This window comes from Nonomuraea composti (genome assembly GCF_012034275.1).
Classification (GTDB): Bacteria; Actinomycetota; Actinomycetes; order Streptosporangiales; family Streptosporangiaceae; genus Nonomuraea; species Nonomuraea composti.
In genome coordinates this window covers 47,366-58,544 of the sequence record NZ_JAATEP010000027.1, presented here as the reverse complement: position 1 = coordinate 58,544, position 11,179 = coordinate 47,366, and the positions used below count along the sequence as shown (strand labels likewise).

Annotated in this window: 12 protein-coding genes; 7 read left to right on the top strand and 5 right to left on the bottom strand. The window is 72.7% G+C overall.

The genetic code is table 11. The features are described 5' to 3' along the window. Positions 1–23: 23 nt before the first annotated feature. Complete coding sequence (locus HCN51_RS32750; RefSeq protein ID WP_168014810.1) at positions 24–443, top strand: hypothetical protein; 420 nt, start codon at positions 24–26, stop codon at positions 441–443. Between the two features lies 1 nt (position 444). On the opposite strand, the gene HCN51_RS32745 is transcribed toward HCN51_RS32750, so the two are convergent. The 3 genes from HCN51_RS32745 to HCN51_RS32735 are packed head-to-tail and all read right to left on the bottom strand — an operon-like array spanning position 445 to position 1,947. Continuing rightward, positions 445–708: a DUF2283 domain-containing protein gene (locus HCN51_RS32745; RefSeq protein ID WP_168014808.1), complete on the bottom strand. Its 264-nt coding sequence runs from the start codon at positions 706–708 to the stop codon at positions 445–447. A gap of 19 nt (positions 709–727) precedes the next feature. Continuing rightward, the gene (locus HCN51_RS32740) at positions 728–1,633 is read right to left on the bottom strand and encodes a DUF4258 domain-containing protein (protein WP_168014806.1); all 906 of its coding nucleotides are present in this window, start codon (positions 1,631–1,633) and stop codon (positions 728–730) included. Continuing rightward, on the bottom strand, positions 1,633–1,947 hold the full coding sequence (locus tag HCN51_RS32735; RefSeq protein WP_168014804.1) for a hypothetical protein: 315 nt from the start codon (positions 1,945–1,947) through the stop codon (positions 1,633–1,635). Before HCN51_RS32735 ends, HCN51_RS32740 begins: the two co-directional genes overlap by 1 nt. 125 nt (positions 1,948–2,072) lie before the next feature. Here HCN51_RS32735 and HCN51_RS32730 point away from each other — a divergent pair, with 125 nt between their 5' ends. Genes HCN51_RS32730 through HCN51_RS32710 form a run of 5 tightly spaced genes read left to right on the top strand, consistent with a single transcriptional unit; the run spans position 2,073 to position 6,245 of the window. Continuing rightward, positions 2,073–2,462, top strand: coding sequence for a YbaB/EbfC family nucleoid-associated protein (locus tag HCN51_RS32730; RefSeq protein ID WP_168014802.1), 390 nt, complete (start codon positions 2,073–2,075; stop codon positions 2,460–2,462). A 24-nt stretch (positions 2,463–2,486) separates the two neighbouring features. Beyond that, a complete protein-coding gene (locus HCN51_RS32725) occupies positions 2,487–2,846 on the top strand; it encodes a YbaB/EbfC family nucleoid-associated protein (protein ID WP_155128900.1) in 360 nt (119 codons plus the stop codon). A gap of 56 nt (positions 2,847–2,902) precedes the next feature. Beyond that, the gene (locus HCN51_RS32720) at positions 2,903–3,523 is read left to right on the top strand and encodes a TetR/AcrR family transcriptional regulator (protein ID WP_168014800.1); all 621 of its coding nucleotides are present in this window, start codon (positions 2,903–2,905) and stop codon (positions 3,521–3,523) included. Next, the gene (locus HCN51_RS32715; protein ID WP_168014798.1) at positions 3,520–4,833 is read left to right on the top strand and encodes an MFS transporter; all 1,314 of its coding nucleotides are present in this window, start codon (positions 3,520–3,522) and stop codon (positions 4,831–4,833) included. Before HCN51_RS32720 ends, HCN51_RS32715 begins: the two co-directional genes overlap by 4 nt. Beyond that, on the top strand, positions 4,830–6,245 hold the full coding sequence (locus HCN51_RS32710; RefSeq protein ID WP_168014796.1) for an aminotransferase class V-fold PLP-dependent enzyme: 1,416 nt from the start codon (positions 4,830–4,832) through the stop codon (positions 6,243–6,245). The genes HCN51_RS32715 and HCN51_RS32710 overlap by 4 nt, the downstream gene beginning before the upstream one ends. 76 nt (positions 6,246–6,321) lie before the next feature. On the opposite strand, the gene HCN51_RS32705 is transcribed toward HCN51_RS32710, so the two are convergent. Then, positions 6,322–7,404 (bottom strand): histidine kinase, encoded by a 1,083-nt coding sequence (locus HCN51_RS32705; RefSeq protein ID WP_168014794.1) that lies wholly within the window; start codon positions 7,402–7,404, stop codon positions 6,322–6,324. Between the two features lie 54 nt (positions 7,405–7,458). Continuing rightward, a complete protein-coding gene (locus tag HCN51_RS32700) occupies positions 7,459–9,420 on the bottom strand; it encodes a family 10 glycosylhydrolase (RefSeq protein WP_168014792.1) in 1,962 nt (653 codons plus the stop codon). 181 nt (positions 9,421–9,601) lie between these two features. On the opposite strand from HCN51_RS32700, the gene HCN51_RS32695 reads away from it, so the two are divergent. Beyond that, a complete protein-coding gene (locus HCN51_RS32695) occupies positions 9,602–11,173 on the top strand; it encodes a golvesin C-terminal-like domain-containing protein (protein ID WP_168014790.1) in 1,572 nt (523 codons plus the stop codon). Positions 11,174–11,179 lie beyond the last annotated feature (6 nt).

Genomic DNA, 11,179 nt, shown 5'->3' with positions numbered 1-11,179 from the left:
CGCTCCCGTACGTCCAAGAGAGCATGAGGATCTGGCGAATCGTGCTCCTGCCCGTGCTCATGCTGGCGCTGAGCACGTCCATGGCTCCGGCGCAGGCGGAGGTGGCCGCGAAGCGGGTGCTGGTCGAGCTGCGCAAGCAGGGCGGCTTCGCGGGGCTGAACGACCGCGTGGTCGTCTATGGCAACGGCTGCGTACGGCTCAGCCGCCGTACCGGGCCGACGGTCGACAAGTGCCTGACCGCCAAGGAGGCGCGCAGGCTGCGCGGCCACCTCAAGCACCTGAAGATCGGCCACTCGCAGCGCCCGCCGCAGGGCGCGGACTTCATCAAGTACACGCTGACCTACGGCAAGCGGCGGGCGGACGCCTACGACCTGCCCCGGACCTGGCAGCCGGTGGTCCGGGAGCTGGATCGCATCATGGAGAAGTACTGGGCCCCCGACTGAGTCAGGACGCCGGGGGCGGCGGCCAGCCGTAGGGGTCCTCCTCGTCGTGGCGATCCGCGGTCGCCAGGGTCTCGGGCCGCAGGACGTGGGTGGCGCCGACGATCTCGACGCCCAGCACCTTGCCGTCGCGGTCGACGTCGATGATCACCTCGCCCCGGAGGCCGTCGTCGTCGACCACCACCTGCCTGACCGCCTCGCCCTTGCCGATGTGGTCGGCCAGGTAGATGTAGGCGACGTCGTTCTCCTCGCCGTATTCGATCCGCACGCCAAACCTTCCCGCGCCGCTACTTCTTGTTCCTTCTGAACACCGTGACGATCTTGAAGTTGGTGTCACTCCTGATCACCACGACGTCGTCCTTCTGGTACTCGGACGTCCCGGGGTTCTTGCCGGGTTTCTTGGAGCCCTTCGACAGGGTCTCATCGATCTCGCCCTGGCTGATGTCACGCTGTTCCTTGCGTTGCTCGGCGTGCCGGCTGTTGAACCCGCGGCCCCCGCCGCCGCCTCCGCCCGCGTTGCCCTTCCTGCGGCCCATCGCGGCCATGCCGTCCTGCACGGACCGCGGGCCGGCCGGCGTCCTGAGCCCGGCGGGCCGGACGGGGATCCGGCCGCCGGCGCCGGCCAGCGCGGGCGTGCCTCCCGGGCCTCCCGGGCGGCGCAGGGTGTCCAGGATGCGGCGCATCGGGTCGGTCACCTTCCTGGACAGCGCCGGCGCCAGAACCTTGGCGGTGCCTTCGGACCCCTCCCGCATCGCCTTCGCCATGGCGTGCCGCACGAGGTACATCCGGGCCGTGGCCGCCGTCGCGCCGACGGCGCCGCCGAAGACCAGCGCCTGCATGACCGACGTGAGCCCGGCCGCGGCCTGCGTGCCGACCGCCACCTTCACCGCGCTGACGACGTTCGCGGTGCCGTCGAGCGCCAGCGGTGCCACGCGCGCGGCGGCGGCGGCCTGGGCGATGTGGCCGCCGTCCCCGCCGACGCTGCTCCAGTGCTGCGCGAGGACCGTGGCCGAGTCGCCGTGGTAGACCTGCTGCGTCCTGCGGATCGACGCGTCGGCCTCGGCGCCCACCGGCTCCGACCCGGCCTGCACGACCCGCCAGGCCGTGGCGTCCTTCCTGATCTCGTCCTCGTCGATGTTCGGCCACGGCATGCCGAGCAGGCTCAGGAATCCGTCCAGCTCGGGCGAGAGCATCAGGCCCATGTGATCCGCCGCGCGTTCTCGGTGTTGGCATCCTCCACGGCCCGCGTGTTGGCCACCACGCCGGCCAGCGCCTCGCCCGTGTGGCCGATCTCGCCGGAGACCCCCGTCAGTGCCATGAGCGACACCTGGTTGCATTCGGCGTACGCGGCCACGATCCCCGCGAACAGGCCGTCGTCGGCCCAGGAGGCGACGCTGTCGCCGCGTTCCCACAGCCGCCGCACGGCGGCCTCGTACTCCCCGCTGTGGGCGCCGACCCGTTCACTTTCGCGGCCGACCGCGCCCAGCGCGATTTCAAACCCCGTCATACCCGTGCACCATATCGAGCTTTGTCTGACTTATGTGATTCATGAGACATACACCTCAACGTCAAGCAGGTCGGGATCTGTCTAGACTGGCGCCGCAGCAAGCCCCTGACAGCCGGAGGTGGACGATGCGGTCACCCGCACCGGAGGACGACGCCGAGTACCTGGCCCAGTACCTCGCCGAGAGCCGCCGCGTCCTGCGCGACCTCCAGGCCGCCCGCGCCGCCATGCGGCAGGTGGAGGGCCGGGCGGAGAGCGACGACGGGCTCATCGAGGCGGCCGCGGCCGGGCAGGGCGTGCTCACCCGGCTGCGCATCGACCCGCGGGCGCTGCGGCTCGGCGAGGCGGCACTCGGCCGGGCGGTGACGAAGGTGCTGCGGGCCGCGCAGGAGGAGGCCGGGCGCCAGGCGCAGGAGATCGCCGAGCGGGCGGCGGGCAGGAGCGCGTCCCTGCCGGCGCCGCTGGACGAGACGTTCGTGCGCCAACGGGTCGAGCAAGCGGCCCTCGATCTTCTTTAGCTGGAGGCACATGTGTTCGGGCGGATGGATCCCGCCGATCTCAGGGACCACGACATCGACGAGGCCGCCGACCGGGGCGAGCGCATGCTGGCCTGGCTGGAGAGCGCCCGCGAGGAGCTCGACAAGGTCATCGGCACCGGCGAAGGGCCGTCCGGGCAGGTCAAGGCCACGGTCGATGCCAACGGCCTGGTCCTCGACGTCGTCTACGGGCCCCGCGCGCTGCGGCTGAGCAGCCACGAGCTGGCCGACGAGACGCTGGCCGCGGTGGGCGCCGCGGCGGCCGACGCCGAGCGGCAGACCCACGACCTGATGCGCGAGGCCCTGCCGGGCTACGACCCGGCCGCCGCCCAGGCCGAGCTGGAGCGGCTGCTGAGCTTCGAATAGCCGGGCTTCCATCAAATGATTGACCGGGAGGGGGTGACCGAACTACCTTCGGTCGCATGACCTCCGGCCAGGCGGCCGTGATCCTCAAGGCCGCCACGCAGCTCTTCGCCGCGCTCGGTTACGACGGCACCTCCACGCGCCAGATCGCCGACGCCGCCGGGCTGAACATCGCGACCGTCAGCTACCACGTCGGGGGCAAGCGGGAGCTGTACCTCGCCGTCATGGAGGCCGCCCACCAGGCGGAGAAGGCAGCCCTGGAGCAGGCGCTGGCCAGGCTGCCCGGCGACGACCCCGTGGCCGCCATCCACCGGCTGGCCGACGACTACCTCGACTTCTGCGTGGACCACCCCGAGGTGCCCGCGCTGTGGATGCACCGCTGGCTCTCCGACGCCAGTGACATCACCGAGCTGGAGCGCCAGTACGTCCAGCCGCTGCTCGCCGCCGTCAGCGCCGCGCTGCGCCCCGCCGTCGAGGCCGGCCTGATCGCCGCCGAGACCGACCTCGACTACACCGTCTGGAGCGTCATCTGGACGGTGCACGGCTTCGCCAAGGGCGGCGTGCTCGACGCCGAGGGCCGCCGCCGCGCGGCCGGCGACCGGGCCGCGCTCCGCCGCTTCCGCGCCCACCTGCACCAGAGCCTGCACCGCACGCTCGGCCTGCCCGGCGACTTCCGGTGACGAGCCTGGGCCGGGACCGGCTCCTCGGCTACGGGATCGGCTCCGTCGGCACCGGCGTGTTCTCCGCGGTGCCCGGCCTGCTGCTCCTGTACTACCTGACCGACGTGCTCGGCGTGCCCGCCGCCCTGGCGGGCCTCGTGCTGGTGGCGCCCAAGATCTGGGACGTGCTGCTGAACCCCCTGGTCGGCGCCGCCAGCGACCGCGAGGCCGTGCGCACCGGCCACAGGACCCGCCTGCTGGCCATCGGCTCGGTGGCGCTGCCGGTGACGTTCGCCCTCATGTTCGCGGTGCCGGAAGGCGTGTCCGGCGCGGCCTGGGCGGGGGCGGCGTTCCTGCTGGCGGCCACCGCGTTCGCCTGCTTCCAGGTGCCGTACGTGGCCCTGCCCGCCGAGATGTCGGCCGAGCGGGCCGAGCGGACCCGGATCATGTCGTGGCGGGTGGTGTGCCTGACGGTCGGCATCCTCGTGGCCGGCGGGCTGGCCCCGGCCGTGGTGGACTTGTCGGGTGGTGGCCGGGCCGGTTACGCCGTGATGGGCGTGACGGTCGGCGCCGTCATGGCGGCGGCGCTGGCCGGGGCGACGCTGGCGACCCGCTGGGTGCCATCCAGGCCCGGCCCCCGGCAGCTCGGCCCGGTCGCCGCCTTCCGGCTGGCCAGGGGCAACGTGCCGTTCTTCGTGCTGCTGGCGGCGTTCGTGACGCAGGCGCTGGCGGTGGCCGTGATGCTGGCGGGCGCGCCGTACGTGGCCTCCTACCGGCTCGGCGACTACGGCCTGACCTCGGTGATGTTCGTCTGCCTCGTCGGGCCGAGCATGCTCGCCGTGCCCGCGTGGGCCCGGCTGGCCCGCGTCCACGGGCCCGTGCGCTGTTACCTGGTGGCCTCCGCCGCGTTCTGTGCCGTCGCGGTCGCGCTCATCCCGGCCGTCGCGGCGGGCGGGACCGCGGCGACGCTCGCGCTGACCGCGCTGGCCGGGGTCTGCTACGCGGCGCTGCAACTGCTGCCGCTGTCCATGCTGCCCGACACCGTGCACGCCGACACCGCCCGCACCGGGCACGCCCAGGCGGGCGCGTTCACCGGGCTGTGGACGGCGGGCGAGACGGCCGGCCTGGCCCTCGGCCCGGGGCTGTTCGCGCTGGTGCTGACCGCGTCGGGGTTCGTCTCCGCGCCGGTCGACGCACCGGTCGCGCAGCCGGCGGGCGCCCTGACCGGGCTGCTGCTCGGGTTCACGGTGCTGCCCGCCCTGCTCATGCTGATCAGCCTGCCGTTCGTCATCCAGTACGGGCGGCTCACCACGAAGAAGGAGACCGTGTGAACCTGCCGCCGACCGGCAGAACCACCGAGGACCTGCTCGCCGAGGTGGCCCGGCTCAAGGAGCACGACCTGCCCGTGCGCGGTGGCCAGGTGACCGCCTACGTCTACGACACCGGCCGGGCCGGGGTGCACGACGCGGCCACGCGGGCGTACCTGGAGATGCTGGAGGTCAACTGCCTCGACCCCACCGCGTTCCCCAGCGTGGTGGAGATGGAGCGGCAGGTCGTCGGCGCGGTCGCGGACCTGCTCGGCGGCGGGCACGGCATCTTCACCAGCGGCGGCACCGAGTCGATCATGCTGGCCGTGAAGGCCGCCCGCGACCGGGCCGCCCGCCCCCGCCCGAACCTGGTGCTGCCCGTCACCGCCCACCCCGCCTTCCACAAGGCGGCCCACTACCTGGGCGTCGAGGTCAGGGCCGTGCCGGTGGACCTGGAGACGTACAAGGTGCGGGCCCGCGACGTGGCGGGCGCGGTGGACGAGGACACGGTCCTCGTGGTCGCCTCCGCGCCGTCGTACCCGCAGGGCGTGATCGACCCGATCGAGGAGATCGCGGCGGCGGTGGGCGGCGTGCCGTTCCACGTGGACGCGTGCGTGGGCGGCTGGCTGCTGCCCTGGCTGCGGGAGGCGGGCGCGGACGTGCCGCCGTTCGACCTGTCGGTGCCCGGGGTGACGTCGATCTCGTGCGACCTGCACAAGTTCGGCTACGCGCCCAAGGGCGCCTCGGTGCTGCTGTTCGCCGACCCGGCGATGCGGCGCAAGGCGTACTTCGCGTCGGCGGCCTGGCCCGGCTACACGATCATCAACGCGACCGTTCAGAGCTCCAGGTCGGCGGGCCCGCTCGGCGGCGCCTGGGCCACCCTCCAGGCGCTGGGCCGCGACGGGTACGCCGAGCTGGGCCGGGCCACCCTTGAGGCGACCCGCAGGCTGCGCGAGGGGCTGGCCGCGATCCCCGGGCTGCGGGTGCTCGGGGCGCCCGAGTCGTCGCTCGTGGCCTTCGAGGGGGCCGGCGTGGACGTGTTCGTGCTGGCCGACGAGGCGCGGGCGCGCGGCTGGTTCCTGCAGCCGCAGCTCTCCTACGCCGGCATCCCGGCCAACCTGCACATCACCGTCACCGGGGTCACGCTGGCCGGGGTCGAGGCCCTGCTGAAGGTGATCGCGGAGTCGGCCGAAGCGGCCAGGGAGCGCGGCCCCGTCGTGCTGCCGGACGGGCTGGTCGAGCTGGTGGCCGGGCTGGACCTGGAGGCGATCGACGACGCGGCGTTCGCGGAGCTGAGCGCGTCGGTGGGCGTGGACCTGCGGCCGGGCGCCGGCCAGCCGGAGATGGCGGTCGTCAACACCGTGCTGGACGCGCTGCCCGCGCCCGTGCGCGAGGCCGTGCTCGTGCGTTTCCTCTCGGTCGTCTACGGCCGCTGACTCGGGAGGTGCCCACGGCCGCCGGCTCGGGAGGTGTCCTCGGCCGCTGACTCGGGCGGTGTCCTCGGCCGGTGGCTCAGCCCGTGGGGAAGGTGGCCTCGACGCGGAAGCCGCCGTCGCCCGGCGAGCGGCACACCAGCGTGCCGCCGGCCAGCTCCACCCGGGTCCGCAGCTCGGCCAGGCTCATGCCGGGCCCGGTGGCGGGGACCCAGGCGTCCGGCGAGCCGCCCGTGTTGCGGACCACGATCCGCACCGTGCCGGGCGCGTACCGCACCAGGACCCGCGCCTCCGCCCCCGGCGCGTGCTTGCGCACGTTGGCCAGGGCCGCCTCGACCACCACGTACGCCGTGCGCCCCACCATGCCGGAGACCGGCGCCGGCGGCCCGTCCACCACCAGCTCCACGGGCACGCCGTCGCGGGCCGAGTCGATCACCAGGGGCCGCAGGTCGGGCATGGGCAGCCCCAGGTCGAAGCCCTCGCCGGTGCCGCGCCGCAGCAGCGCCACCATGTGCCGCAGCTCGTCGAGGGTGTCGCAGCCGATCGCCCGGATGTCCTCGGCCGCCGCCCTGGCCCGGTCGTCACCGGCGGACAGGGCCAGCACGCCGGCCTGCAGCACGATCCGGCTGACGCGGTGGGTGACGACGTCGTGCAGCTCGCCGGCCAGCCTTTCGCGCTCGATCCGCTCGGACCGCTCGGCCAGCTCGGCGCGCAGCCGTTCCCTGACCGCGACGTACAGGCCGTACGTGACCGCGATCGCGATCACCGCGCCGCTGCGGCCGGCCAGCGGGAGCCGGTCCGGCAGGGTCAGCACGGCGAAGGCGATCGCGATCACCGGCATCCAGCGGTGCAGCGGGCGCCGCTCCGCCGCGAACACCATCGCGCCGTAGGCGGCGAACGGCGCCGCGGGCGGCCAGAGGAGCGCGTCCGCGGCCGGCGGCGCGATCACGGACGGAGCCACCAGCCCCAGCACGGGCACCGCGAGCGCCACGCCCGCGCAGATCCACGCCACGGTGAGAGGCGCCCGGCGCATCCACAACAGCGGCAGCGCCCCCGCCGACACGATCACGAGAGTCGCGCCCGTGTAGCCGGTCGGGGGCGTCAGGCCTGCCGCGACCAGGACCGCGACGGCGTCGATCGGTCGCGCGCGGGCACCGTCCACCGCCTCATCGTACGATCACCGGGCGTGTCTGCCCATCCCCGGACGGGTAGCCGGTCACACCTTCGTGAGCCGGACGGCGTCGGCGATGACGTACCCGGTGGTGGAGGTCCAGCGGCTGACGCCGACCACGTTGTAGGTGCCGGCGCTCAGCGTGAACGTGCCCAGCTCGCGCCACGCCCCGCCGCCGGTGCGCTGGTCGACGGTGACCGTCTGGTTCCCGCCGGAAGCCGCCACGATGTACGGGGTCGCGCTGTTGTAGCCGGAGTTGGCCGGATACCACACCTCCACCCGGTAGCTCCCCGCGCTCGGCACCGCCGTACGGAACCAGGCGGGATCGCTGGCCGCGACCGGCTCGGCGAAGCGGTAGTCGGAGCCGTGCAGCTGGCCGGAGTACGTGGAGGTGCCCCAGGCGGAGCTCGCGGCGAACCCGGCGTCCGCGTTGTCGACCACCACGCTGAACCCGCCGCCGGAGCCGGTGACGGCCCGGCCCGCGCTCGCCGCGCTCTCTTGGTGGGTGCGGTTGAGCGCGGTGACGTAGTACGTGTACGCCGACCCGGCGGCGGCCGTCGTGTCGGTGAACGAGGTCTGCCGGGTGAGCTTGACCAGGTTGCGGGCGTCGGCGAAGAAGCACGGGTCGGCCGCCGACGGCGTGCCGTCCACCCGGTAGACGGCGTACGACGTGCCGGAGCCCGTCCAGGAGACCTGCACGCCGCCCGACGTCCGCGTGGCCGAGGTGATCGCGGGCGCGGCCGGCGCCGCCGCCGAGCCGCGGGCCGGCAGCAGCGCGAGCTTGCTGTAGTGCGCGTTGACGACCCTGGTGAACGACCCGATGCGGTCGGCCTTCACGTCCTTGGCGCTGAAGTAGATGTCGCCGGCCACCTCGGGATGCTGCCGGTTGTCGTACAGGTGGTCGCTCAGCTCGGCCGGGTCCTGCCAGGCCGCGTCCTGCCCGGAGGCGCCCGCCCGGTAGGCCGCCTGGCCCACCACGAGCTGCACGCCCGTCCCCCTGACCTGCTCCGACCACCACGCCGTCAGCACCTCGTAGGCGGCGGTCGAGAAGCCGAGATGCCAGTAGATCTGCGGCGCGAGGTAGTCCACCCAGCCCTGCTTGACCCACTGCCGGCTGTCGGCGTAGATCGCGTCGTACGACTGCAGGCCGGACGTGCGCGAGCCGAGCGGGTCGGTGCCCGCGTTGCGCCAGATCCCGAACGGGCTGACGCCGAAGGACACGTGCGGCTTGGCGGCGTGGATGCGCTGGTCGAGCTCGCGCACCAGCAGGTTGACGTTGTCGCGGCGCCAGTCGCCGACGTTGGAGAACCCGCCGCCGTACTTCGTGAACGTGGCCGCGTCCGGGATGCTCTGGCCGCTGACCGGATACGGGTAGAAGTAGTCGTCGAGGTGCACGCCGTCCACGTCGTACCGGGAGACGGCGTCCATGATCGCGTCCTCGATGAAGTCGCGTACTTCCGGGATGCCCGGGTTGTAGTAGAGCTTCCCGCCGTAGGCGAAGCGCCAGTCGGGGTGCTGCCGCGCCGGATGCGTGGAGACCAGCTTGGCCGGGTCGTCGTGGTTGGCGATCCGGTACGGGTTGAACCAGGCGTGCAGCTCCAGGTTGCGGGCGTGGGCCTCGTTGACCATGAACGCCAGCGGGTCGTAGCCGGGGTTGCCGCCCTGGGTGCCGGTCAGCCACTGCGACCACGGCTCGTACGGAGAGGGCCAGAAGGCGTCGGCCGTCGGCCTGACCTGCACGAACACGGCGTTCATGCGCTTGGAGACGGCCAGGTCGAGCCAGGCGCGGAACTCCGCCTGCTGCGCCGACACGCTCAGCCCCGTACGGCTGGGCCAGTCGATGTTGGCGACCGAGGAGATCCACATGCCTCGGAGCTGCCGTTTGGGGGTGGCGGGATCGGTGGCGCAGGCGGCCGCCGCGGCGGGTGCGGTGTGGAGGGCGCTGAGGAAGGGGCTGAGGAGCGCGGCGATGAGCACCGCGAGGACGGTACGCGGGAGCGCGGTCACGAAGGGAAGTTTCAGCGCATCCGCCACAAAGCGCAATAGTCTTCACAAACATCGGACGTTCCCGGCATGGGCCGCGAAAGGCGAGAATTTTCACTTAACTCAGAAGTAATGTCAATTATCGACATCAGTCAGAACCTTGCCGTAGCGTGCTCCCCGTCACCATGTGAACGAGGAGCCCCTTATGACTCTCGCCCGCACGCGATTAGTAGCAGCCCTCGCCACCTCGATCCTCGCCCTCGCCCCCCTCACCGCCACCCAGGCCGCCTGGTCGCAGTCCCAGGCGGCGACGGTCAAGGACACCCCGCTGGCCGCGGCCTTCGCCAAGGCGGCCGCCGCGCACGACGTACCACGTGACCTGCTCGTCGCCCTCGCCTACGCCGAGACCCACCTCGACGGACACCAGGGCGAGCCCAGCGCCAGCAACGGCTACGGCGTCATGCACCTGGTCAGCAACCCCGCCAACCACTCGCTGGAGAAGGCGGCAGAGCTCACCGGGCTCCCCGCCGACCGGCTCAAGACCGACGACGAGGCCAACGTCCTCGGCGGCGCCGCCGTGCTCCGCTCCCTCGCCGACAAGCTCGGCCTCGACGAGGCCGCCAGGAAGGACACCGGCCGCTGGTACCGGGCCGTCGCCCAGTACGGCAACGCCTCCTCCCCCGAGCTGGCCCGCCTGTACGCCGACGCCGTCTACGAGCAGCTCGGCCTCGGCATCGACACCCGCGGCGTCCAGGTGAAGCCGCAGGAGATCACCGCCGACCGCGGCGAGTACGCGAACGCCCGCGACCTCAACGCCCGCGCCGGCAAGCAGGCCGGGGAGCCCGCCGACTCGCCGGTCGCCATCGCCAGCACCGACTACCCGCCCGCCGCGTGGGTCCCGGCCAGCTCCAGCAACTACCGCGTCTCCAACCGCGAGACCAGCTACAACATCGACCGGGTCGTCATCCACGTCACCCAGGGCTCCTACGCCGGAACCATCTCCTGGTTCCAGAACCCCAGCGCGCAGGTCTCCGCCCACTACGTGGTCAAGTCCTCCAACGGCGCCATCACCCAGATGGTCCGCGACAAGGACGTCGCCTGGCACGCCGGCAACTCCACCTACAACAACCGCTCCATCGGCATCGAGCACGAGGGCTACGTCAGCGACGCCTCGTGGTTCACCGACGCCATGTACCGGGCCTCGGCCGCGCTGACCCGCTACCTCTGCGACAAGTACGGCATCCCCAAGACCAGGACCGGCATCATCGGCCACAACGAGGTCCCGGGCGCCACCCACACCGACCCCGGCTCCCACTGGAACTGGACCACGTACATGAACTACGTGACCGGTGGCGGCGGCACCCCCTCGTGGACCACCACGGTGGACAACACCACCTCCGGCCAGTTCACCGCCAGTGCCAACTGGGGCACCTCCACCTACTCCAGCCAGCGCTACGGCGCCGACTACCGCTTCGCCGACCCCGTCGCCGCCAGCGACCCGGCCTGGTACTCGGCGACGATCCCGAGCGCCGGCACGTACCAGGTCGAGGTCTGGTACCCGGCCGATCCCGGGTACAACAGCTCGGCGCCGTACATCGTGGCGACCTCCAGCGGCAACCAGACCGTGTACGTCGACCAACGATCCGGCGGCGGAGCCTGGCGCAGCATCGGCTCGTTCTCCCTGAACGCCGGCACGTACCCGGTGGTCGGGGTGAGCCGGTGGACGTCCGGCACCGGCTACGTGATCGCGGACGCGGTCCGCATCAGCAAGCAGTAACCCTTC

Excerpts from the sequence above, each read along its gene's own strand:
- HCN51_RS32750 (WP_168014810.1), top strand. The coding sequence starts at position 24 with ATGAGGATCTGGCGAATCGTGCTCCTGCCCGTGCTCATGCTGGCGCTG.
- HCN51_RS32740 (WP_168014806.1), bottom strand. The coding sequence starts at position 1,633 with ATGCTCTCGCCCGAGCTGGACGGATTCCTGAGCCTGCTCGGCATGCCG.
- HCN51_RS32735 (WP_168014804.1), bottom strand. The coding sequence starts at position 1,947 with ATGACGGGGTTTGAAATCGCGCTGGGCGCGGTCGGCCGCGAAAGTGAA.
- HCN51_RS32730 (WP_168014802.1), top strand. The coding sequence starts at position 2,073 with ATGCGGTCACCCGCACCGGAGGACGACGCCGAGTACCTGGCCCAGTAC.
- HCN51_RS32725 (WP_155128900.1), top strand. The coding sequence starts at position 2,487 with ATGGATCCCGCCGATCTCAGGGACCACGACATCGACGAGGCCGCCGAC.
- HCN51_RS32720 (WP_168014800.1), top strand. The coding sequence starts at position 2,903 with ATGACCTCCGGCCAGGCGGCCGTGATCCTCAAGGCCGCCACGCAGCTC.
- HCN51_RS32695 (WP_168014790.1), top strand. The coding sequence starts at position 9,602 with ATGACTCTCGCCCGCACGCGATTAGTAGCAGCCCTCGCCACCTCGATC.